This is a genomic window from Cystobacter fuscus DSM 2262, from assembly GCF_000335475.2.
In the GTDB taxonomy this organism is placed as follows: Bacteria; Myxococcota; Myxococcia; order Myxococcales; family Myxococcaceae; genus Cystobacter; species Cystobacter fuscus.
Genome location: NZ_ANAH02000005.1, coordinates 449897 through 472214 on the forward strand (window position 1 = coordinate 449897; position 22318 = coordinate 472214).

At 67.7% G+C, this 22318-nt stretch carries 18 protein-coding genes and 1 pseudogene; 10 read left to right on the plus strand and 9 right to left on the minus strand.

Annotated elements, in window-relative coordinates; genetic code table 11:
- Positions 1–143: 143 nt before the first annotated feature.
- Positions 144–1610: a flavin-containing monooxygenase gene (locus tag D187_RS09365; protein ID WP_002627829.1), complete on the minus strand. Its 1467-nt coding sequence runs from the start codon at positions 1608–1610 to the stop codon at positions 144–146.
- A 110-nt stretch (positions 1611–1720) separates the two neighbouring features.
- Between D187_RS09365 and D187_RS09370 the strand changes: the two genes are divergently transcribed.
- Positions 1721–2818: a mannosyltransferase family protein gene (locus D187_RS09370; RefSeq protein WP_002627832.1), complete on the plus strand. Its 1098-nt coding sequence runs from the start codon at positions 1721–1723 to the stop codon at positions 2816–2818.
- Between the two features lie 33 nt (positions 2819–2851).
- Here the strand turns inward: D187_RS09370 and D187_RS09375 are convergent, their stop codons facing one another.
- Complete coding sequence (locus D187_RS09375) at positions 2852–4003, minus strand: acyltransferase family protein (RefSeq protein ID WP_002627834.1); 1152 nt, start codon at positions 4001–4003, stop codon at positions 2852–2854.
- A 218-nt stretch (positions 4004–4221) separates the two neighbouring features.
- Here D187_RS09375 and D187_RS09380 point away from each other — a divergent pair, with 218 nt between their 5' ends.
- Positions 4222–5637, plus strand: coding sequence for an OprO/OprP family phosphate-selective porin (locus D187_RS09380; protein ID WP_002627835.1), 1416 nt, complete (start codon positions 4222–4224; stop codon positions 5635–5637).
- A 44-nt stretch (positions 5638–5681) separates the two neighbouring features.
- Here D187_RS09380 and D187_RS09385 read toward each other — a convergent pair whose 3' ends face one another.
- The gene (locus D187_RS09385; RefSeq protein ID WP_002627837.1) at positions 5682–6431 is read right to left on the minus strand and encodes a class I SAM-dependent methyltransferase; all 750 of its coding nucleotides are present in this window, start codon (positions 6429–6431) and stop codon (positions 5682–5684) included.
- Between the two features lie 150 nt (positions 6432–6581).
- On the opposite strand from D187_RS09385, the gene D187_RS09390 reads away from it, so the two are divergent.
- Positions 6582–8486, plus strand: a complete 1905-nt coding sequence (locus tag D187_RS09390; protein ID WP_020917906.1) for a propionate--CoA ligase — start codon at positions 6582–6584, stop codon at positions 8484–8486.
- Positions 8487–8601: 115 nt separating this feature from the next.
- On the plus strand, positions 8602–10077 hold the full coding sequence (locus tag D187_RS09395; protein WP_002627839.1) for a hypothetical protein: 1476 nt from the start codon (positions 8602–8604) through the stop codon (positions 10075–10077).
- Between the two features lie 39 nt (positions 10078–10116).
- Here D187_RS09395 and D187_RS09400 read toward each other — a convergent pair whose 3' ends face one another.
- Complete coding sequence (locus tag D187_RS09400) at positions 10117–10485, minus strand: hypothetical protein (protein WP_002627841.1); 369 nt, start codon at positions 10483–10485, stop codon at positions 10117–10119.
- On the opposite strand from D187_RS09400, the gene D187_RS59700 reads away from it, so the two are divergent.
- Positions 10484–11857: a T3SS effector IpaJ family cysteine protease gene (locus tag D187_RS59700; protein ID WP_002627842.1), complete on the plus strand. Its 1374-nt coding sequence runs from the start codon at positions 10484–10486 to the stop codon at positions 11855–11857. The genes D187_RS09400 and D187_RS59700 overlap by 2 nt on opposite strands.
- A 136-nt stretch (positions 11858–11993) precedes the next feature.
- On the opposite strand, the gene D187_RS09415 is transcribed toward D187_RS59700, so the two are convergent.
- Complete coding sequence (locus tag D187_RS09415) at positions 11994–12218, minus strand: hypothetical protein (protein ID WP_043428958.1); 225 nt, start codon at positions 12216–12218, stop codon at positions 11994–11996.
- Between the two features lie 157 nt (positions 12219–12375).
- Between D187_RS09415 and D187_RS09420 the strand changes: the two genes are divergently transcribed.
- The 4 genes and pseudogenes from D187_RS09420 (at position 12376) to D187_RS51590 (ending at position 16744) form a co-directional block, all read left to right on the plus strand.
- Positions 12376–13356: a hypothetical protein gene (locus D187_RS09420; RefSeq protein WP_002627846.1), complete on the plus strand. Its 981-nt coding sequence runs from the start codon at positions 12376–12378 to the stop codon at positions 13354–13356.
- A 177-nt stretch (positions 13357–13533) separates the two neighbouring features.
- Entirely contained in the window at positions 13534–14541 is a 1008-nt protein-coding gene (locus D187_RS09425) for a C2 family cysteine protease (protein ID WP_002627848.1), read from the plus strand.
- A gap of 458 nt (positions 14542–14999) precedes the next feature.
- Positions 15000–15380, plus strand: a complete 381-nt coding sequence (locus D187_RS53720; RefSeq protein ID WP_002627849.1) for an AMP-binding protein — start codon at positions 15000–15002, stop codon at positions 15378–15380.
- Positions 15381–15942: 562 nt separating this feature from the next.
- Positions 15943–16744: pseudogene (locus D187_RS51590) on the plus strand (hypothetical protein).
- A gap of 774 nt (positions 16745–17518) precedes the next feature.
- Here the strand turns inward: D187_RS51590 and D187_RS09440 are convergent.
- Complete coding sequence (locus tag D187_RS09440; RefSeq protein ID WP_002627854.1) at positions 17519–19252, minus strand: TldD/PmbA family protein; 1734 nt, start codon at positions 19250–19252, stop codon at positions 17519–17521.
- A 100-nt stretch (positions 19253–19352) separates the two neighbouring features.
- Between D187_RS09440 and D187_RS09445 the strand changes: the two genes are divergently transcribed.
- Complete coding sequence (locus D187_RS09445) at positions 19353–20111, plus strand: SDR family oxidoreductase (protein ID WP_002627855.1); 759 nt, start codon at positions 19353–19355, stop codon at positions 20109–20111.
- Between the two features lie 22 nt (positions 20112–20133).
- Here D187_RS09445 and rpsD read toward each other — a convergent pair whose 3' ends face one another.
- The 3 genes from rpsD to D187_RS09460 form a co-directional block, all read right to left on the minus strand.
- A complete protein-coding gene (rpsD, locus tag D187_RS09450; RefSeq protein WP_002627856.1) occupies positions 20134–20766 on the minus strand; it encodes a 30S ribosomal protein S4 in 633 nt (210 codons plus the stop codon).
- Between the two features lie 150 nt (positions 20767–20916).
- Positions 20917–21378: a hypothetical protein gene (locus tag D187_RS57630; RefSeq protein ID WP_043428960.1), complete on the minus strand. Its 462-nt coding sequence runs from the start codon at positions 21376–21378 to the stop codon at positions 20917–20919.
- 319 nt (positions 21379–21697) lie between these two features.
- Positions 21698–22237 carry a hypothetical protein gene (locus D187_RS09460; protein ID WP_002627862.1) on the minus strand — a complete coding sequence of 180 codons (540 nt, stop codon included), beginning with the start codon at positions 22235–22237 and terminating at the stop codon, positions 21698–21700.
- Positions 22238–22318 lie beyond the last annotated feature (81 nt).

Consider the following 22318-nt stretch of genomic DNA (forward strand, 5'->3'; position numbering starts at 1 on the left):
CGGCCCGCGCCGCTCGCGCTCGGCTCACTTCTTCACGAAGAAGTTGGAAAGAGCCTTCGAGACGGTCCTCTGGGCCAGCCGCTACGTCATGGTGGGAGGGGACGTGTTCAGCACCTTGATGGCGCTGGGGGCCTGGCCGCGAGTCACTTCTCCAGGTGGTAGTCGCCTGGCTCGAGCTGGCGGGTGCGCCACCGGAACTCCACGGTGGACCCCGGCCACAGCGTGGTGTTCTTGCCCGTGCGCGTCTTGTACCAGCTCGCGCACCCGCCCGTGCTCCACACCGTGCGGCCCAGCCGCTCGAGCAGCCGCTGGTTGAAGCGCGCCTGGGCGCTCTCGCGCACCTCGAGGGTCTCGAAGCCCCCGCGCCGCAGGGTCTGGATACAGTCCAGGACGTATTGGACCTGGGACTCGATCATGAAGACCATCGAGCTGTGCCCCAGGAGCGTGTTCGGACCCACGAGGAAGAAGAAGTTGGGCACTCCCGCCACGGTCGTCCCGAGGTAGGCCTCGGCGCTCGTGCGCCAGGCCTCCTCCAGCCGCAGCCCGCCCCGTCCCTGGATGGGGAACGGGGAGACGGCCTCGGCGGCCTGGAATCCCGTGGCGAGGATGAGGGTGTCCACGGGGCGCGCCTTCCCATCCGCCGTGAGCAGGCCGTCGCGGGTGACCGTCTGGATGGGCTCGGTCACCAGTTCCACGTTGGGCCGGAGCAAGGCGGGGTAGTAGTCGTCCGACAGGAGGACGCGCTTGCAGCCCATGGCGTAGTTCGGGGTGAGCTTCGCCCGCAGCCCAGCGTCGGGAATGCTCCGCGCGAGCCACCGGAGCGCCCGCCACTCGAAGAGCCTGGCGAGGGGGAGCCGCGAGAAGAAGAGGGGCAGCCGGCCCTCGTATTTCCAGTAGATGATCTGCCGGTGGAGCCACTGCATGGCGGGCAGGGCCGCGTAGAGCTTGCGCTCCCGAGGACCGAGGAGCCGGTCCTCCTTGGGGAGCACCCACGGAGGGGTGCGCTGGAAGAGGTGGAGCTGCTTCACGCGCGGGGCGATCCGGGGGACGATCTGGGTGGCCGACGCGCCCGTGCCGATGATGGCCACCGTCTTCCCCTCGAGCGCATGGCCAGGGTCCCACCGCGCCGAGTGGAAGAGCTTGCCCTGGAAGTTCGCCAGGCCCGGTATCTCGGGGAGGGAGGGACGACTCAGCGCGCCACAGCCGGAGATGACGAGGTGGGCCCGGACCTCTTCTCCCTCGCCGATCGTGAGGACCCACTCCGAGGCGTCCTCGTCGAAGCGGGCCGAGCGCACCGGCGAGTTGAAGCGGATGTGTGGCCGCAGCCCGTACTTGTCCGTGCAGTGCTCGAGGTAGTCGAGGATCTCCGCCTGGGGAGCGAAGTGGCGGGTCCACCGGGGATTGGGCTCGAAGGAGAACGAGTACAGGTGGGACGGGACGTCGCACGCGGCCCCCGGGTACGAGTTGTCACGCCAGGTGCCGCCGATCCTCTCGGCTTGCTCGTAGAGGGTGAACGAGTCGAGGCCCGCCTGCTTGAGGCGAATGGCCATGCCCAGACCCGCGAATCCGGTCCCGATGATGGCGATGCTTGGTTTCTGGGTGTGCTTCATCCTGAGTACCCCTGGCTCATCCGACGCCTCGTTGACATGGACCTGTTCTGGCTGCGAAGCAAGGCCGTCCGCTTTTCCGCCTGGAGCCACCGCTGTCCACATCGAAACCCATGCGCCCATTCCTTCCGGATCTGACGCGCCCCGGAACCGCCCGCTTCGTCTACGTGAGCGCGGCCGCCATGGTACTCATGCACCTGGCCATCTGGAGATGGATCGCGTTCCGGCGCCATCAGCCGTTCGGGCACCTGCTCACCTACTGGGACGCGAACTACTACACGGCCATTGCCCGCGATGGGTACAGCGGCGCCCTCTTCGCCTTCTACCCGGCGTATCCGCTCACGGTCGGGGCGCTCGCGAAGCTCCTGGGCGTCACCGGGATCCAATGGTTGGGCGCGGCGTTCTCCACCGTGATGTTCGCCGTGTTCGTCGTCGTCTGTGTCCGGGTTTCCCAACGGGATGATGTTCCGGAGCGGCTGACGCCGGACACCCGGCTGGGGTGGCTCTTCTTCCTCTTCTCGCCCGCGAGCTACATCTTCCACTCGCACCACACCGAGGCGCTGTTCCTGCTGCTGTCGTTCCTCTCGTTCTTCTTCAGCGGGACGAGGCGGCCGGGAGGGGGTGGGCTCTTCGGCGCGCTCTCCGCCCTGACGCGCAACCAGGGCGTCTTCGTGGGAGGGATGACCGCGCTGCTGGCGGCCTGGGTGGAGACGACGCCCGCCCGCCGCATCCGCGCGCTCCTCATCGCCGGACTCCTCAGCCTGCTCGGGGTGCTGGGCTTCCTCACGTTCCAGACCCTCGTCGCGGGCTCGCCCTTCGCCTTCATGCAGGCCCAGCAGGGATGGGCGCATGTGGACTCGCTCGGTGGCGCGCTGAAGACGCTCGTCTTCGGCAACGCCTGGCAGAGCAGGGACCCCTACAACGTGCTCTGGTATGTCACGTGGTGGGTCTTCCTCGTGGGGGCGGTGCGGCTCGCCCGCTGGCAACCCGCCCTGGGCCTCTATGCGACGCTCTGCCTGCTGGTCCAACTGCTCCAGGGGGAGTTCGTCAATACCTTCCGGTTCGCCGCCCCGCTCTTCCCGCTGTTGTTCTTCCTCGGAGACGGCTGCGCGCGCCGTCCCCGCTGGTTCCAGTTCGGCGTGCTGCTGGTCCTGGTGCTGCTCAACGTGGCCACCGCGCGGCACTACGGCCTGGGCGAGTGGGCCTATTGAGCGCCACGGCCGTCCGGGCCCGGACGCGAGCCGTCAGGCCGGGCTGTTCGAACTGGAGACCACGGGCTCGGCGGGGCGCGGCTTCGTGCGCCAGTCGAAGTGCTCCTTCCACACGAGGAAGCGGCTCTCGAAGTAGCGGTGGCTGAGCCCCGCCAGGAGGACGGAGACACCCAGTCCGAGCACGAAGGTGACGAACACCACCATCCCGGACCCCAGCGAGGACTCGAGCAGCGAGGTGAACGGCCGGGGCATCGCCCGCCGCACGAGGTTGAAGACGAGCATGTGCAGCAGGTAGACGCCGTAGCTGACCGTGCCCACGTAGCGCACCCAGGACAGCCTCAGCACGGGCATCAACGCGTGATCCGGGCGGATGCAGGTGGCGACCACCAGGGCGGTGAAGAGCAACGAGAACAGCGCCTTGGGGGTGGAGTCCCAGAAGAACGCGCCGGCCACGAGCAGCATCGCCAGCGGGGCGCTCCACGCCTGGCCCAGCACCCGGTAGAGCCAGGCGAAGCCCCGGGGCGAGTGGGCCAGGAGGGCCGCCAGGCAGCCCATGCTGATGGAGGGCTGGAAGCTGGTGAGGATGCGCCCCCAGAGCACGTGCGTGTCGATGTAGCCCGCCTTCACGGCCAGGGGCGCCAGGAGGGACAGCGCGAGCACCCCGGACATGAAGACGAGCGCGCCCGCGCCCCTGGCGTAGCGAATCACCGGGGGCCACAGCAGGTAGAACTGCTCCTCGGCGGCCAGCGACCAGGCGAAGTAGAAGATGACGCGGCCCTCGAGCGAGACGAACCAGTTGGAGGTGTAGGTGAGGAAGGCGGGCAGGTTGTCGAGGAAATCCCCCCGTGCCTGCACGTCCTTCTCGAGGAAGACGACCAGCAGGGTGTAGAGCCCGAGCACCGCGTAGTAGAGCGGGAAGATGCGCAGCGAGCGCCGGGCGTAGAAGCCCGTCAGCGAGATGTCTCCCCGGCTGTCGCGTTCGCGCAGCAGCAAGGTGGTGATGAGGAAGCCGCTGATGGCGAAGAACAACGAGACGCCCTGGTTGAACCGGACGAACACGCCGTGGTGGCTGCTGGCCGCGTGGTGCAGCACCACCGCCACGATGCTCAGGCAACGCAGCCCGTCCAGCCCCCCGAAGAAGCGGGAGTGGAGGAAGAGTTGGTGGGCGGATGAGGAGGACGCCATGCGCCGACAGGTAGTCAGACTTCCTGGAGCCGTTCAAGCAGGAGTTGCCTTCCCACACCTGCTCGCTCCCTCTGGAGCGCGCCCGCCGTGGCACGGGGAACTCGCGGCGGGGTCGTTCCGTCCCAGAGCTGTTTTTCCTCCCCCAGGGAACCGATACGTCACGGCTGCGTCTTGGACGCCTCCACTGCACGGCTCGGTTTCCGAATGACGGTGTCCGCTTGAACGATTCGATTCGCAGGGCGTGGTTCTCTGGCCTCTTCCGTCGTCAAACCCTTCCGCGTGTCCTCCTGACCCTGTCCTGCCTGACCCTGGCGGGCGGCGCCGCGGCCCAGCAGGGCCCCGCTCCCCAGCCCCAGGCGGATCCCCCCAAGGACGATACGCCGCGCGACATCAACCCGGCCACGACGACGGCGCCCCCTCCCGCGGCCGAGCCGGCCACGACCGCCCCAGCGCCCGTCATCAACGCCGGGCCGGGGGGCTTCACGATCTCCAGCGCGGACAAGCACTATCAGCTCAAGTTGCGCGGTGTGCTCCAGGCGGACGCGCGCTACTTCGCCGAGGGCAAGGAGCGCAACGGCAACAACACCTTCCTGCTGCGCCGGTTCCAGCCCGCCCTCGACGCCACCGTGGCGGGGCTGGTCGACGTCCGCTTCCTGCTGGATCTGGCGCCCAACGCCCAGCCCGTCCAGGACGGCTACGTGGACATCCACCCGGCGCGGGAGTTCCGGATCCGCGTGGGCAAGTTCAAGGCCCCCGTGGGCCTCGAGCGCCTGCAGCCCACCACGGCCTTGATGTTCCCCGAGTTCGCCCTGCCCACCAGCCTGGTCCCCAACCGGGAAGTGGGCATCCAGTTCTCCGGCGACATCGCCGGGGGGGTGTTGAGCTACGCGGTGGGCGCGTTCAACGGCTCGCCCGACGGTGGCGCGGCGGACCTCAACGTCGATGACAACGTGGAGCTGGAGGGCCGCCTCTTCTCGCACCCCTTCCGCAAGTCGGGGCTCGGGCTGCTCGAGGGACTGGGCCTGGGCATCGCCGGCACCGTGGGCAGCGAGTACGGCACGCTGGGCGCGACCCAGGAGCCGACGCTGCGCGCGGAAGGGCAGCAGACCTTCTTCACCTACCTCTCGGGCGCGACCACGGACGTCACGGTGCTCGCCAGCGGCCGGCATTACCGGTTCTCTCCCCAGGCCTACTACTTCTCGGGGCCGCTCGGGGTGATGGCCGAGTACGTCTCCTCCACGCAGGACGTGCGGCGCGGCGGCGAGGAGGCCCGGTTGACCAACACCGCCTGGCAGTTGTCCGCCTCGTACGTGCTGTTCGGGGGCAAGGCCTCCTACGAGGGACTCAAGCCCGAGCAGGCGCTGAGCCCCGCCGCGGGCCACTGGGGCGCCGTGGAGCTCGTGGGCCGCTACTCCGGGCTGCGCATCGACCCCAACGCCTTCCCGCTCTTCGCGGACCCGGCCCGCTCGGCGAATGGTGCCCAGTCCTGGGGCTTTGGCGCCCACTGGTACCTGAGTGACAACACCCGCATCACCTTCACGGGAGAGCGCACCGCGTTCACCGGTGGCGCGGCGGAGGGCGGCTCGCGGCCCGCCGAGTTCGTCTTCTTCAACCGCGTCCAGGTCTACTTCTAGACGCCTGGCCGCTCCTCCGGCGGAACAGGGGGCGCTCGCTCGCCCTACCCGTCCGAGCGGGCCTCCAGGAGCACCAGCGGCTCCATCTCCACGAACCGCCGCCAGTAGTCGGCGGTCGCCGGGTCATGACTGGGACGAGCCCTCACGGGCACCCACTCGAAGCAGGAGAAGCCCGCTTCTCGGAAGGCCCACTCATAGGACTCGGGGGACAGGTAGGTATTGGTGAGTTGGAAGCTCGTGCCGTCCGGGTTGAAGAAGGTCAGGGTGATGAGGCTCCCCTCGGTGCGTGGAGAGGCGGCCTGCTTGGTGAGGCCATAGGGACGGTAGTGCTCGTAGTGCCTCGGGTCACCGCGCGGGTTGTCGGCGACGCCCACGAAGCGCCCGCCCGGCGCGAGGTTGCGGTGGATGGCGCGACAGAAGTCCAGGAGTTGCTCGCGGGTGTGCGCCTGATTGAGCAGGTAACAGCCCACCACGAGGTCGAAGTCACCCAGGCGCTCGAGCCCGGCCACATCGCCCACCGCGTAGGTACACCCGAGCGGCGCGCGGCGCTCGGCCCCACGGGCCAGCTCGATCATCGCCGGGGACACGTCCACCCCGTGGACAGTGGCCGCGCCCCGCCGCTTCATCTGCCGGCTGTAGAAACCCTCACCACAGGCCAGGTCCAACACCCGCTTGCCGCGCAGCTCACCCAACCGCGCGAACAGGCTGTAGTGCTCGAGCTCGAGACGAAAGGGAATCAGCTTGGACTGCTGGTACTCCTCGGCGAGGGAGTCGTACTCGGCGGTGTGCCCCATGGGCCCTCCAGGGGAAAAGAGTCGTGATCACTCCAAGTCATACAGGAGTGCCAGCCCTTCGAAATGAAGCAACGGTTGCGGTACAAGCATATTGGACGAAGAGGCCGTTCAACAGCCCCACGCGCGGGCGTGGGAGGCAGGAGCGAGCACATGGGCGCATATAATGACTTTCACCGTCGGTCCGTGGATCAGCCCGAGACGTTCTGGGCCGAGCAGGCACGGCTCATTGACTGGGAGCGACCCTTCGACCAGGTGATGGACTTCTCACGTCCGCCCTTCACTCGCTGGTTCGTCGGGGGGCGGACCAATCTCTGTCATAACGCGGTGGACAGGCACCTGGCGGCCCGGGCGCAACAGCCCGCGCTCGTCTATGTCTCCACGGAGACCCAGGAGCAGCGCCGGTACACCTACGCACAACTGCATGCCGAGGTGAACCGGGTGGCGGCCATGCTGCGCGCGCTCGGGGTGAAGCGCGGCGATCGGGTCATCATCTACCTGCCCATGGTGCCCGAGGCGATCTTCACCCTGCTGGCGTGCACGCGGCTGGGGGCCATCCACTCGGTGGTGTTCGGAGGCTTCGCGGCGAACAGTCTCGCCACGCGCATGGATGACGCGCGAGCGGTGTTGCTGGTGACGGCGGACGCGGGCATGCGCGGCGGCAAGGTCATCCCCTACAAGCCGCTGGTGGAGGAGGCCCTGAAGCTGGCGCGGCACCCGCCCCCCCGGGTGCTGGTGCTCGACCGGGGGTTGGATCCGAACATGCCCCGCGTGCCCGAGCACGACGTGGACTTCGCCACGCTGGCGCGCGAACACGAGAGCGCGCACGTCGCGGTGGAGTGGCTCGAGTCCTCCGAACCCAGCTACATCCTCTACACCTCCGGCACCACCGGGCGCCCCAAGGGCGTGCAGCGGGACACGGGAGGTTACGCGGTGGCGCTGGCGTCCTCGATGCGCCACATCTTCACCGGCCAGCCCGGCGAGACGATGTTCACCGCGAGCGACATCGGGTGGGTGGTGGGACACTCGTACATCGTCTATGGCCCCCTGCTGGCCGGCATGACGACGGTGCTGTACGAGGGCCTGCCCATCCGCCCGGACGCGAGCATCTGGTGGAAGCTCGTGGAGGAGCATCGGGTGGACGTGATGTTCACCTCGCCCACCGCCATCCGCCTCTTGAAGCGGCAGGACGCGGCACACCTGACGCGCCATGACACGTCGAGCCTGCGCTACCTGTTCCTCGCGGGCGAGCCCCTGGACGCGCCCACCCACGAGTGGATCTCCACCGCGCTGCCCGCCACCCAGGTGTTGGACAACTACTGGCAGACGGAGACGGGCTGGCCCCTGCTCGGCCCCTGTCCGGGGGTGGAGGCCCGGCCACGCAAGTTCGGCTCACCGGGCACGGCCATCTATGGCTACCGGGTGCGGCTGCTGGACTCGCAGACGGGCGAGGAGGTGACCCAGCCCCAGCAAAAGGGCGTGCTGGTGGTGGAGCCGCCCCTGCCACCCGGGTGCCTGTCCACGGTGTGGGGTGATGACGCGCGCTTCGTGTCCACGTACTTCTCCCACTTCGACAAGCCCGTCTACAGCACCTTCGACTGGGCCACGCGCGACGAGGACGGGGACTACTTCATCCTCGGCCGGACCGACGACGTCATCAACGTGGCGGGGCACCGGCTGGGCACGCGGGAAATCGAGGAGGCCATCTGCGGGCACCCCGGCATCGCCGAGGTCGCCGTGGTGGGCGTGAAGGACTCGCTCAAGGGGCAGGTGGTGGTGGCCTTCGCGGTGCCGCGGGACGGCTCGCGGCCGCGCACGGAGGAGGGCCGCGCGGCACTCACGCGCGAGGTGATGGACACGGTGGACAAGACGCTGGGGGCCCTGGCTCGCCCCGCCCAGGTGCACCTGGTGACGCTGCTGCCCAAGACGCGCTCGGGCAAGCTGCTGCGCCGCGGCATCCAGGCCCTGGCCGAGCAGCGCGAGCCCGGCGACCTCACCACCCTGGAGGATCCCAGTGCCCTGGAGCAGATCCGCTCCGCCCTGAAGCCACGCGAATAGCCCGGGTTCATTTTCTCCGAATACGAGGAACGGGCAGCGGCGCACCGGCCAGCGCGCCGCGCCTCCTCGCCTGTCCATCCAAGGCGTCTCGGGTTAGACTGTCGCGAGGCCCCCCATGCGCATCGGACAGAAACAACCTTCGGTATCAGGGCAGGAGATGAAGGCGCGCGAGGCGGCGCCCACCGCCACCTCCCAGGCCACGCACCCCACTCCCCCAGCCGCCGCGCAGCCGCGCAAGGCCGGCGGGGAAGCCCGCTTCCAGAGCAAATTCGGCGCCCCGGTGCGACGCAATGCCTCGGCGAAAGCGAAGAACTTCGTCACGCCCCCTCCGCCAGGACATACCTCGGCCCAGGCCAGCGCGATGGGCGATGACGAGTTGAGGCAGGCCCTGGACGCGGCGCACGAGCTCATCCACGGGGGCAAGGCCAGTGGCTCCCAGGTGGACGACTGGATGGCGCGGGCGCGTGAGCTCGCGAGCGAGCACGGCAACGACTTCGACGCCGTCAAATACGCCCTGCACTCCGAGATGTTCTCCAAGACCCAGGGCACGTCGGCTCCCTCCAGCCCCGCGAACCACACGCAGGGCGACTCGGGATTGCGCACGGCCCTGAACGAGGCGTACGAGCTCGTCCACGGCGGCAAGCCCAGTGGACCCAAGGCCAAGGCCCTGATGGCCCGGGCGAAGCAACTCGCGAGCGAGGGCAACGACCTCAACGACATCAAATACACCCTGCACGCCGAGATACTCTCCGAGAAGACGGGTCAGAAAATCACACACAACAAGACCAGTGGCGACAGCTCCTACGCCCAGATGGCCTTGAAATCCCAGATTCTCAACAGCGCGATGTCCCCGGGCGGCTTCTCCTCGGGGGGGATGAGCATGGGAGATCCCCTCTCCTACGCCGTGAACAACCACGCCCGGCAGTCCATGCAGAACCAACTGTTCGGCAAGATGGCCACGGTCAAGTCGAGCGCGCCGCCCGCGCCCATGTCCAACACGAATCTGCGCCGGGCCGTGGACGATGCGCACCAGCTCGCCTTCGGCCAGAGCGCCAGCGGCACCAGCGCCAACGAGCTGATGGCGCAGGCGCAAGGGCTGGCGGGCCAGCACCACAACAACTTCAAGGTCATCCAGCTGGCCCTGCACGCCTTGATGATTGGCATGCTCACCCCGCCCGCCGGCGAGACTCCCGCGCCGCTGTCCAAGGACAAGTTGCACCAGGCGCTGGACGAGGCGCACACGCTCGTCTTCGGCAAGAGCGCCAGCGGGACCCGGGTCGACACCTGGATGGCCAAGGCGGGTGAACTGGCGAGCCAGCTCAAGAACGACTTCAACGCCGTCAAGTTCGCCCTGCACGGCTTGCTGAGCGGCAAGCCGCTCCCCGCCCCCGGAGCCAAGGCCCCACCCCCGTCCGATACGGAGCTGCGCCAGGCCCTGGACGACACGCATCAGGTCGTCTTCAAGGAGGCCGCCAACGGGCCCCATCTCAATGCCTGGATGGCCGAGGCGCGCAAGCTGGCGGGCCAGCACGACAACAACCTCGATACCGTCAAGTTCTTCCTGCACTCCCAGATGCTCGAGCTGAAGTAACCCCCGCGGGGCCGCGGCCCCGTGGGCGCTCCGGCCCCCTCAGTCCTCCAGATCGGGACGGATGGAGCCCGCCTGGGCGACTCCCGCGAAGGTGGACTGGATGCTGCCCATCAGAAACGCGCGCGACATCTCCTGGAGGGCGCGCCGCTGATCGAGCGCGGGATCCGTCTCCGCGGTGCTCCCCGTCCCCTGAGCGGAACCGGACTTCTGCTGGGCGGCGGAGACAGCCGTCGAGACGATATCGCGGCCGGAGACGAGGGGTGCATTGCCTGGCTTCGACAGGGCCGCCGCGCCGCTGGTGCTCGCCTGCACGCGCGAGAGGAAACTCGTCTCCGAGACCTGCCGTGCCGTGGACGGGGTCTGGGTGGTGGTCACGCGGGGACCGGTCGGACCGGTGATGGTGGACATGGCGCCTCCTGGGGGGAACACCTCACCTCCCTACACGGAGGACAGGTCCCTCCTCCATTATCGCCGAGACCGGCCCCGGGTTGCCTCATCCGCGCCCACGTCCACTCTTCCTCGTTCGCGATCCACGCTATGGTTGCGCCAGAAAGGCGGACATCCCATTTCCGACAAAGACGGGCGCTCGCCTCCTCCTCCAGGCGATCCCTCGAGCCACCCCGGCACGGGACGTCCGAGCCCGCAGGAGCAATCCCGGCAGCCGGGCCAGCCCCCCCCCCAACGCCGTCAAGGCTTCACGGGCAACTCCGAATTCTCATCCTCCAAGAATCCACTGATCGCGGATCCCAGGCCCAACCCGCCCCCCGCTGTCAACCAGCCCCCTCCTGGCCCTCACGGAGGCCCTCCTGGCCCTCACGGGGGCCCTCCTGGCCCTCACGGGGGCCCTCCTGGCCCTCACGGAGGCCCTCCTGGCCCTCACGGGGGTCCTCCTGGGCCTCACGGGGGTCCTCCTGGGCCTCACGGGGGCCCTCCTGGCCCTCACGGAGGCCCTCCTGGCCCTCCGCCAGCCCCTCCACGCCCTTTGCGGTTCCGCGACAGGTACAGCGAGCGGCCCAAGAAGGACCCCGTCAAGCTCCTGCCTCCGCCCAGGGTCCATGTCCCGCTGCGGCCTCGCCACGGAGGTTCGTTCTATGACGGCCCCGGAAGGAATCCAGCACCCAGCGGTCCTTCGCGGTCCGAGTCCCCTCCGGCCTACCGCCTCGGCATCGTCAAACAAGAGGAGTTCACCCACTCCTGTGGCGCGACGGGTCTGCTCTGTGCCGCGATGGAGTTGGGACGTACCGAACTCTGGAATGGCTGTCCGCTCGACACCACGCCCGGGCAAGCCGAGCCTTTGTTGTTTCAGTGCATCAATCGAGTCCCTCCTGATCGAGACCTCCAAGAGGAAGAGGAGTCATTCCCTACCGGGCTCATCGACGCGGCGCGTCGGCTGGAATTGGATGGCCACGTGCATGTGGTTCCCCCCATCGCCTCGAGCCTGGTCTCGATGTTCGGCGAGGCAATCATGGAGGAGCTGCAGTCCATGAGGATCCACCTCCAGGACGGACCCGAAGAGCCACTCGGCCCCCACCAACGCAGGCTCCGCGCGGTCGTCTTCATCACCCACCCGACCGGGCCCGAGCCCGTCCCCAACCGGTTGCGCTACGTCCTGGAGCGCCCGGATGGCACCGTCATGGATCCCTCCACGGGTCGAAACCACGACGATCCCAGCCAGCTGAACCAGATGACGAAGACGGGGCGGTACGCCGACACGGGCGTCTCCGTCGTCATCACCGACCCTCATTGGATACCCACGAGTCGGTCACGCAACGGTGTATGACAATCCGGACGGCAGCGGGGGGGGCCTCAATCCAAGCACAGAGGATGAGAACCGCGCCGTCTCGGCTTCCAAGAAACGGCGAGTCTCGCGGCGGGCGACGCTTGCTCGGCCGCTGCACGGCCCGCCCCTCCCTACTTCAGGAAGAGCGCTCCGCGGTCGCCATCAAGGTCTCGATGCGCTCCATGATCTGCATCTTGTAGACCTGAGAACCACACAGGGGGCACTCCCCTTGCGGAATGTTCGTGAGCACCACGTTGCGCTGCTCCACGACCACATCCACCTCGATCAGCCGGTGTTCGTAATTCCCGGTGCAGGGGCACTGGCCGTAGTCGAACTCACTAACTCCGTAGCTTCCACTCATGGGGGTCTGATAAATAGCACGTACTGTGATCAAAACAAACCGCCCCCCTCATGGCTCCCCCCGACTGCCCGGCTCGTCGAAAGGTCCGCAACGGACGGACAGGGCCCGAGGCCGTTCTCCGGCGGGAAAGACCTCCAAGACCGACGCCACCCAGCACATGGAGGAGGCCGAGCTCGAGGGAGACGAGCGGCCTCTGGAGGGGGAGGACAAGCGGGACGCGGGCGACGAGGCCCTGATCAAGCTCAAGGAGTATCGGCAGGACCGCCAGGAGTTCAAGTCGAACTCCGAGGGAGATGCGTCACACGGGGGCAAGAGCAGCGTCGAGGCCTTCATCCCGGGGCCGAACACGCCCCAGACGCGCAAGCCCGCCCTCGAGGCGCAGAAAGCGGTGCCGGGCACCCCCGCGAAGCCCGCGGAGGGCACTGCCGCCTCCCCTTCCGCCAGCACCGCGCTGCCGCGGATGGACGATCAGCTCGTGCTCAACTCGGCCAAGAAGCCGGACCTGGAGGGCGAGCAGTCCCACGGCGGAAACTCGCAGCGCTCCCAGGATCAGCGGCTCACCGCCGAGATGCAGAAAGCAGCGAAGGATGACCCCAAGCGGAACGTCTATGGGTCCATGATCAGGAAGCCGACCGGAGAGGCGGCTCCCTCGAGCAGCGCCGCGCCCACCGCCTCCGCCGCGCCCACCGCCTCCGCCGCGCCCACCGCCCCACTCAGAACCGCCGGAGCGGAGCGGCTCGGACAAGTCGCCCCTCCGAAAAGCCCCGCCCCCTCCTCCGCGGCGAGCTCCGCGCCCATGCGCTCGTCATCCCGACCGCCGGATGCCCGGACCTTGCTCAGTGCGGGCAAGGCCGTGGGAACGTTCTTGAGCGAGTACGCCGCCAACCACCCGCAGGTCTCGGCGGCGCTCACGGGTGCTGTGTCCGAGGCCCAACGGCTCCTGACCGGAATGAAGGGGATCGCGCGCGTGGCCGCGGGCAACTACAAGGGAGAGTCGGTCGTCTTCATTGTCGCCGAGCGAGGGCTCAGCAGGGAGACACTGCGCGCCCTGCCGCACACGGTTCAGGACTTCAAGGCGGTCCTCAGCCTTTCGTTCGACGTGCTGCCGCTGAAGCGTCCCCTGGGCGGTGGCAAGTAAACGGAGCGCACGAAGGTGATGACTGTCGTCACCACCCCGTGACCGCGGTCACCAGGAGGCGAGGGGCACCTTCCGAGCGGTCTCCGAGGGAAGCCCCCACTCCACCCGGCTCGGAAGGCTGGCACACTCCTTGATCATGGACAGGGCAGCTCTCCTCTCCTCTCCCGGAGTTGCCCCGTGTACAGCCACAAGTATGGTAGCGGTTCTGCGTCTGCTTCTGCCTACGCCAGGTCCTCGAGCCGTGCGCCTTCTCGCGCCAGCCGCACGGACTCTCCCCCACGGGCATCCCATGTCGTCGCCGAGTCTTCCAGCCATGAGGTCGAGCATGACGACCACGACCAGTACGCCGACTACCGCCCGGAGGACCGTCACCGACTGACCAGCCACGACGCCCATCCCAAGTGGAACGCCTACGGAGAGAGCCCCTATGCGCAGGTCCAGGACCCCTCGCTGTATGGGCGTCGCGGCCCCGAGCCCAAGCATGTCAGGCAGTCCAACCTGGGCAACTGCCACATGATGGCCTCGCTGGCGGGTGTGGCCAGCGACCCCGACGCCATCAGGAACATGGTGCAGGAAGCGGAGCCAGGCAGGTACCATGTCAATCTTCACGACCCCGAGACCTTGCGTCCCGTGCGAGTCCATGTGGACGACCAACTCCCCACGGACATGCAGCCCGACTTCCACAAGTCCCGTGGAAAGAAGGTCATCTGGCCTCAGGTGGCTGAACAGGGCTACGTCAAGCTTCACGACGCCCGGGAGTCCGTCAAGAGCAACAGGGACACGAGCGAGCGACAGACCGCGGGGTATGGGGGCATCGAGGGAGGGACGGGCATCGGCGCCATGCATGCCTTCACGGGGAGGCGCGCGGATTACCTGCCCATCCGGGACATGTCGGACAAGGAGTTGCTCCGTCACCTCAACAAGGCAAACACTCCGGGCGTCGCGGTGCTCGCCGGGTCCAACTTCGAGCGCACCGCGGGGATGAAGTCAGGGATTGAAACCCGGCACGCCTACACCGTGGTGGGCACCCGGTTCTCCCGGAGCAAGAACGAGCACATGGTGGAGGTACGCAATCCGCACGGCGGCCCCCAGTACCCGGTTCTGGGCACCGGGAAAGACACCGTCGAGATGTCGCTGAGTCGATTCAGGGCCACGTTCGAGACCGTGACCACTCCGCTCCCGTAGCCCGCCACGGCTCGCCCAGGCCGAGGAGAGGTCGCTGGTGCCTCCGCCTCGGACAAACCTCACAAGGATCCACGGCATCTTCGCTGCAGGCGCGAAAGTGCGGCCATTTCTGCTCCCTCAAGCGGAGGCGGAGCCGGGGCAGGAGGAGGAGAGCCCGGCCCAGGCTGCGACGGTGGAGTCGACGATGGAGCGCACACCGCGATTGGATTGGGCGGGACTGCTGCGCCGAACGTTCGCGCTGGATGTGGTGTTGAGCCCAAGCACCCACAGTGACCTGGAAGCCCACGCCCCTGCGGCCTGCCGCCTGGCTGGGCCGCTTGGGCCGGCATGTGCCCCGAGGGGCGGAACAGCCTCTGCTCCGGCCCGGCACACAGCCCGCGTGTCACCCTCCAGCGGCCCTTCTTGGCCCCTCTTCACCAGCCCGCCGCCCTCAACAGGGCTCCTATCCGTCCTATACTTTGCTCAAGGCGGCGCAGCACACCCAGGGCAGCTATGCCGCGATCTGCCGCAACGTGCTGCTTGACCTGTTTCCGCTCACGCGCGACGACCGCATGCTGCACGCCGCATCGCTGCTCCACGCGAGTGGCACGTTCGTGCTGCCCTTCTGGATGCGCGGCGCATGCAGCGTGGTGCTGCCGGGCTTCGTGCCAAACGCCTATCTCGCCGCCGTCCAGGAGCACCGTGCTACAGCGATTAACCTGGTGCCGACCATGCTGCAGATGCTGCTCGACTATCCCGAACTCGACGAGTGCGACCGCTCCTCGCTTCGGCGCATAAGAGAAATAGGGGCACGGTTGAGGGCAGGGGGTTGGGGCAGAGAGGAGGGGGAAGGCAGCTGACAGGAGCCCAAGAGAAGTGAGCCATGCCGGTGCACGCAGAGTGCGGCCGCCTTGAGGCACACGTCGGCCCCGGCCGACCTGCCAGCAGGGGCAGCGCAGGGGAGCAGGGGGCTTGGGCCTGTTGGCTGTGGCGGCGCGGGCCTCAACACCACGCGGCCTGGGGTGGCGCTGGCGCCGGAGTCAGGCTGGCACCTGCCGTGGGCAAGCCCAGGTGCTCCAGAATAGCTCGCACTGCTCCGGCTTGCTTCACGTACGCCAAGAGCCGCCGCCGGCCTCCACACCTCACGCAGGCCAATACGTCGAAGTCGAACGTCCTGCTGAGCACCTGCGCCCAGTCCACTCCCGACGGCCTCTGCTTCATGGGCTCCTTAGAACCACCACTTTCAAGGTCGGATAGATGATGCTACCCAGAAAGGGAAGCTGGCGAGACAGCAAGCGGGCATCAGAGGGAGCAGCATGCAGTGACCGCTGAGGTCATCTTTCCGGAGTGACTTCGGAGGGAAGGACCATGGCCCTGCAAGCAGTGTTCGAGCGCTTCAAGAAGAAAAGCCCGTTGACGGTCATGGCGCGCCTGCTGATGCAGCAGGCGCTCAGCCGACAGTGGGTGGATGAGCCGTTCGAGCAACACCGCGACCAGCAGTACACGCGCGAGTTGCTCTTCTCCACCGTGGTGGACCTGATGGCGTTGGTGGCCTTAGGGCTCAAACCGTCGCTGCATGCGGCGGCCCAGGCCAGCGCCGAGTTGGGAGTGTCGCTCACCGCCTTGTATGACAAGGTCAATCGCACCGAGCCTCCAGTGGTGCAAGCGCTGGTACGAGGGTGCGGCGAGAAGCTGACGCCGGTGGTCCAGTCCATGAAGGCTCAGCAGACGCCGTGGGCCGCGGGCTACCGGGTGCGAGTGCTGGATGGAAACCACCTGGCGGCGAGTGAAAAGAGATTGAAGCCCTTGCGAGGCTTCCGGGGTGGCGGGGTTGGGCAACCCGAGAGCCGTGCTCCTGGCTTTCGGTGTGTCCGTCATGACGTACAACGTTCTGGCGGTGCTCCAGGTGGCGGTGGAGACCGAGCATCAATTGGAAGCAAAGAACTGGCAGGTGTCCACCTATTACATCGCCGATGAGGTGAGGAGCACCTACAGCGGGATGATGATTGCCGTGCCAGAAGCGGAGTGGGACGAATTCGAGACCCAGTCGGCGCCAGAACTCAGCCAGACGCTGCTGAGGATGGCAGCGGACATCAATCCGGCCCGGCTGCGCAAGCATCCACGCAAGCCCAAGAAGAAGACCAGGAAGGGGTATGTGTCGGGAGCGGAAGCACGACGGCATGTGGCGACCGCACGTGTCCTTCGGGGACAAGAGTCCACGTGACGGACGAGAAAGACAGTCACAGGGCGAGCGCGGTTGCCCCGGACAGCAGAGGACTGCGCGAAGTCAGTCATTCCGACATGAAGCAGCGGGGCAGAGTCCCTGACGCGCCGTTCCCGCGCCCAGGGAGAGGTATTTTCTCCCCAGAGACCTGCTTGGTAGCCGTTTCTGGGAGATTCGCTCCTATCCACCTTGAAAGGGGTGCTCCTTAGAATTCATCCCTCCATCTGTACAGCGTAAACCATCCACATTTGGCGCACTTGATCTCGCTGCATTCGTTGACGCCGTCCAATCCTGCCCACTCGTCCATGAAGATCTTGACGTTGCCTTCAACGTTGCCGCAGCCGTCGCGTGCGCAGGGCGACTGAGTGGGCTCGCCCGCGCTCACCCAGCGGCTGCCGTACGAGTGTGTCTGGTCAACGCGATTCGGACCCATGGACGCGTAATTTGCTGGCGCCCTCTGCGGCTCCTCCGACGCACTCGCCGATCCGCGGTGGTAATAGCTCTTCGGGGCATGTGCCACGCCGCACGCATGGCACATAGAGATTCCGGCAGCGTTGCTCTGTGACATGAGGAAGACGCAAGATCCAAGCTGTGTAGAAGGCAGAAGCGGAGGGAGGAGCCGAAGGATGATCCTCCTCCTAGACGATCCTCGACGCACAGCGGCGAAGCCGCAATGTAGGTGCTCTAGAAGGAGCCCCTATTACTACTCGGTGACTTTGAAGGTTCTATCAGGTGGTCGGGGAGACAGGCTTCGAACCTGTCCCCCCCCACGTCCTACTTCGCCGCGCCGCTCGTGGTGCCTCCGCCCCGCGCGGGGCTCGGCAGGAGCGGCGGCCGATCCTTGCCCTCCTCGGCCCGCTGAAGCTCGATCTCCTGCAGCAACATGGCCGGCGCCACCGTCGACACCGGCACGTTGCCGCTCTCCGCGCCACAGAAGCCGTTGAACACCCCCTGCTTGCGGCCCGTCGCCATGATGCGATTGACCGCCGACAGCGGCGTGCCCACGATTTCCACTCCCCGCACCAGCGTCTCCTCGCCCGTCTTCACATCCACCCGGAACACCATGCGCGGCACGCCCTTGAACGCCTGGTAGCCATAGCTGGACGTGTTGGTGTTGCCCCCGGTGATGTCCCGGATGATGAGGCCATACGGCTTGCCCTGCCGCTTCGCCTCCGCGATGAGCTGCTTCTTGAGCTCCCCGTCATCCAGTTGCTTCGTGGAGTCGACGATGAGGTTGGCCATGCGCGCCACGGGCTTGGCCGTCCCCTGGCTGCGGCCGTGTCCGTTGGACTGCAGGAAGCCCTCCACCGGCCGACGCGACAGCAGGTAGTTGCGCAGCACGCCCTTGTCCACCAGCACCGTGCGCTGCCCCTTCACCCCCTCCTCGTCGTACTCGTAGAAGCCATTGAGGGGCTCGCCCTTGAGCGCGCGCACCGTCGGGTCATCCACGATGCTCAGGAACGTGGGCAGCACCTGCCGGCCCACCTGGCCCCGGAACGTCTTGCCCTCCCCTTCCCCATCCTGCCGGTCCCCCTCCAGCCGGTGCCCCACCGCCTCGTGGAAGAGCACCCCCGCCGCCTCGGCCGCGAGGATCGCCGGCCCCGTGTACGGATCGATGACCGGCGCCTTGCGCAGGGCCTTGAGCTCCTCGACGATGCGCGTGGCCGCCGCCTCCAGCGTCTTCTCGTCCGGCAGCCCCGCCTCGGTGGGCGCGTAGTAGTTGCGCGAGTCGTCCAGCAGCTGTCCATCATCGGCGCGAGTCACCGCCGTCACGTGCACGCCATACATCACCTCCTCGGAGAGGATGCGGCTGCCCTCGGAGGACACGAAGTAGCGGCCCACCTTGTCCGCCGTCACCCGCACCTCCGAGTCGAAGATCTCCGGGTGCTCCTTGAAGCGCGCCGACAGCTCGCGCGCCACGCGCGCCCAGCGATCATGGTCGAAGGGGAAGGCCACCGGCGGCTGGATGGAGCGCACCGGCTTCTCCTTCGAGAAGGACGGCGGCTGCTTGGGATCCTCCACCGTGTAGACGTTCTCCCCCTTCTTCTTGAGCAGCTGCGAGAGCGAGGCCTTGTACTTCTCGTCCGTGGCGAGCCACAGCGCGGTGCGCAGTGCCAGCGACGAGTCGTCCAGCGGCCCTTCCTTGTTGACGATGTAGCTCGTGCCGCGTCCGCCCCCGACGAAGTACGTGTATTCCTCGGGGCCCGAGTTGTCGAACTCGTACGAGCCCACGCGCGTGTCCACGTACATCCGGCGGTAGCGGGAGGTGTTGTCCAGGAAGAGCGAGCCGTAGCGGGCGACGAGGCTCGTCTGCTCCGTGTCCTTGAGCTGGTAGCTGATGAAGTACGGCGGCTCGTGGTTCTGCAGCTTCAGGTTGCGCTGGTTGCGCTGAAGCTCCTCCTCCATCGCGTCCAGCAGAGACACGCGCGCGTCCGGCGCGGGCGTGGCGGCGGTGAGGAAGACGGAGCTGGCGAGCAGCGCGAATGCGGATGAGGTTCGGGTTTTCACGCCGCGACTCTATCCCGACTGGCCCCCTGGGGGGTCGAGGCGATAGAGGACCCGCGAGGTATGGACCGGAGAGGCAACGTGCTCCGGAAAGGAGCGTTTCGTGGACGGCAAGGTCGTGGTCATCACGGGCGCGAGCGCGGGCATCGGCGCCGCCCTGGCCCAGGCGCTGGGAGCGCGGGGCGCCCGCGTGGTGCTCGCCGCGCGGCGGGAGTCCGAGTTGCGCCAGGTGGCCGCCCGCTCGGGCTCCGAGGCACTGGCCGTGCCCGCGGATGTCACCCTGCGCGAGGACGTCCGGCGGGTGCTCGACGCGGCGCTCGCCCGCTTCGGGCGCGTGGACGTGTGGGTCAACAACGCCGGGCGCGGCATCACCCGGCCCGTCTCCGCGCTCACCGACGAGGACTTCGACGAGATGATGCGCGTGAACGTCAAGTCGGCGCTCTACGGCATGCAGGCGGTGCTGCCGCACTTCCAGGAGCGCGGCACGGGGCACCTCATCAACGTCTCGTCCATGCTCGGGCGCGTGCCCCACGTGGCCGAGCGCTCCGCCTACAACGCCGCCAAGCATGCCCTCAACGCGCTCACGGCCAACCTGAGGCAGGAGCTGCGCGAGCGCTTCCCCGGCATCCACGTGTCCGCCGTGCTCCCGGGCCCGGTGGCCACCGACTTCGGCGACAACGCGCTCGGAGGAGGAACCGACTCGCGCGCCATTCCCGGGGCCCAGCGCGCCGAGGAGGTCGCCGCCGTCATCCAGGAGCTCATCGAGCGGCCCCGCGGCGACGTGTACACGCGGCCCGAGCACGTCCGGGAGGTGCTCGCGTACTACGCCTCGCCGGACACCGGCGCGCCCCAGGACTCCTGACGCCCCCCGGAGCGTCCGGCGCTCACGCGCGCTGCGCGTAGAACTCGACGATGAAGGGCACGTTGACGTCCACGGGAATCTCCTCGCGCTCGGGCACGCGCGTGTAGCGCACGCCCCGCCCGTCCTCCACCACCACGAGGTGGGCCGGAACGCTCCGGCCCTTCATCCGCTCGAAGCTGTTGCGCACGACCGGCAGCTCCCGGTGGTTCGGGCCGAAGCGCACCTCATTGCCCGGCCGCAACCGGAAGCTGGGGATGTTCGTGCGCACCCCATCCACCTGGACGTAGCCATGGCGCACGAACTGCCGCGCCTGGCGGATGCTCGTCGCCAACCCCGCGCGCAGCAGCACCATGTCCAAACGGCTCTCCAGTTGTTGCAGCAACACCGTGCCCGTATTGCCCGGCGAGCGGCGCGCCTCCAGGAACGCCCGGCGGCACTGATTCTCCAGCAGGCCGTAGAACAACTTGAGCTTCTGCTTCTCGCGCAGCCGCTGCCCGTAGTCGCTCACCGATGGCCTGGACGCCGCCCCATGCTGCCCGGGGGGATACGGCCGACGCAACACCGGATCCTTGTCCGGATCCTTCGCGGAGATGTTCGACAGCGCGACTCCCAGCCGACGGCACACCCTGCCGCGAGGTCCCGTATCTCGTGCCACGTCCGCTCCTCCTCACCTGGCGTGTCCCGCCAAGTTGAAATTGAGAATCAGTATCATTATCAATTACAGGACATGGAGGCCCGCCGTCAAGGGCGACGGAGGCACCTGGGCCCGCGGCGGGCCGTCTCCACCGTCGTCCAGCCGGCGGACCTAGTACGTCTCGACGACGTGGACCGTTCTCAGGAAGCTCCCGGAGTTGTCGATGCAAGCCGTGGCGCCATTCACGCCACGAGACCAGAGCGTCACCACGTGCGCGCCGGGTGCGAGGCCAGGGAACTCCAGGTACAGGTGCACCGGCGCATCATTCGCATCGTGGAGCGTCGCACCGAGCCACAGGCCGGACGGCACGGGCATCGACTCTCCATCGATGCGAACGTCGAAGCTGCAGTAGCCGCCATCCCCCTCCGTCCGGATGTGCGACTGCCAGGTGAGCTCAATCACGGTGTCCGCGAGTTCCTTGGTGAAGGTGCCCACGGTCCGGAGGAGTTTGGGCGCTTCCGAGGGTTCCAGGTCCTTCACTTGATTCGTGTAGGCGAGCGTCGTCCGGATGGGAACGAATGGCGCGGAGGAGCCAGGAGGCCCGGCGGGGCCCACCGGCCCCTGCGGCCCCATGGCTCCTCGTTCCCCTGCCACCCCCTGCGGTCCCGCGGTCCCCTGCGGCCCCATGGGTCCCCGCTCCCCCGCCGGCCCCCGCGGCCCTGGTTCACCTCGTGCCCCCGGTCTGCAGCCCATGCCGAGGAGTAGCATCGCCAGTAGAAGCGGAGTGGCTCGCGACATTCCAACCCCCTTGCCTTGAGGACTTCGCGGAAGGACATCCTCGAAGAACCATAGGGGATTGAACGACTTCACGGCATGGACGACCGCTCCAGCGTGTCGTGGGCACACTCCATCCATCCACGAAGCGACACACACACGACGCCGCCGGGCCCGCTCACCACTTGAGGCGGTAGGTACAGGAGGTGGCGCCGCGGGCACGGCAGTCCTCGGACGCGTGCTCGATGCGCAGCCTCAACGTCCCCCGGCCCGTGAAGCGCGCGTAGAGGCCCTCCAGCACGCCCTGGTTGAAATCACAGGGGTAGGGATTGTCACACCGCATGCGCGAGGACTGCCCGTCCACGGGCTCGTGGTGGTAGCCGCCGATGTCTTGCGCGCCCTGGTGGTTGGTGCGGTAGGCCGCGTTCATCAGGAACAGGGCCATCGCGAAGCTGGTGATGTGGGGCGGAAAAGCCGTGTGCCGGGGAACCTGCTGGCCGATGGCGCGCACGGTGACGCGGCCCACCCGCCCCTGGATGTCCTCCAGACACCGCAGGACCTCCGACAGGGGGTAGCCCGAGCGAGGCGTGGAGGGCGAAATCCCATGCGAGGCGAGGATGCGCAGCACCTCGGGGCGCACGATCTCCACGGAGGCGATCAAGGCCTGGACGATAGGACCCTGGACCTCGACGCCGGGAGTGGGATTGCCGCGAGCCATGATGTGCCTCCGCAAGACTGGGACGGCGCAGTCAAGCACGCACGCACGTGACTCCTCAAGTCATCCGCCACGCCCAACAGA